Source organism: Allobosea sp. 05T439, from assembly GCF_056396005.1.
This window is the reverse complement of the sequence record NZ_JBFTKP010000142.1, coordinates 1-535: the sequence shown is the minus strand read 5'-3', so window position 1 is coordinate 535 and position 535 is coordinate 1. Positions and strand designations below refer to the sequence as shown.

1 protein-coding gene is annotated in these 535 nt (G+C 65.2%); it reads right to left on the bottom strand.

Annotated features, from left to right (window positions below; genetic code table 11):
- On the bottom strand, positions 1 to 486 hold a 486-nt coding region (locus tag AC1DIO_RS35445; protein ID WP_476854964.1), incomplete at its 3' end, for a DUF2950 family protein.
- Positions 487 to 535 lie beyond the last annotated feature (49 nt).

The window sequence follows — 535 nt, the reverse complement described above, 5'->3', positions numbered from 1 at the left end:
GTCCTTGCTCGCATAGTCGTTCTGGGCGTCGACATAGGCCAGGCTGACCTGGATCGCATCGAGCTCATTGCGCCCGAGGCGCCTGAAAAGGATTTCCTTGCGCCMGGCCTCAGTGTCGAACCGCCACTCACCGTCCTTGCGCAGGATCGGGATCGGGAACGGAAAGTCATTCTGACCGACGAGCAATGTCGCCTTGTCGCCGTCGACCTCGACCTGGTGCTTGGCCTGATAGGCCGAGAGAAAGCGCTCCCTGTCCGCTGCGTCGGCGACCTCGTCGCCGGAAAAGACGATGTCGCGCCCCTTGAGCCCGAGAACGCCGAGCATCGGGCCGGTCTCGCTGGTGCGGGCGGCTTCCACAAGGGCTGCGGCGGCCGCCTCGGGCGTCTTGAAGCGCTCTTGCGCGCTGGCTGCGGAGATCCCGGCCAAGGTGGCAGCCGCGATTGCGAGGCTCAGCCATCGCCGACGGATCCGGTTGAGGTGCATCATGGCAGCATACCTCCGGACATCTCCGGGACAGTGGCACGGCATAGCATAG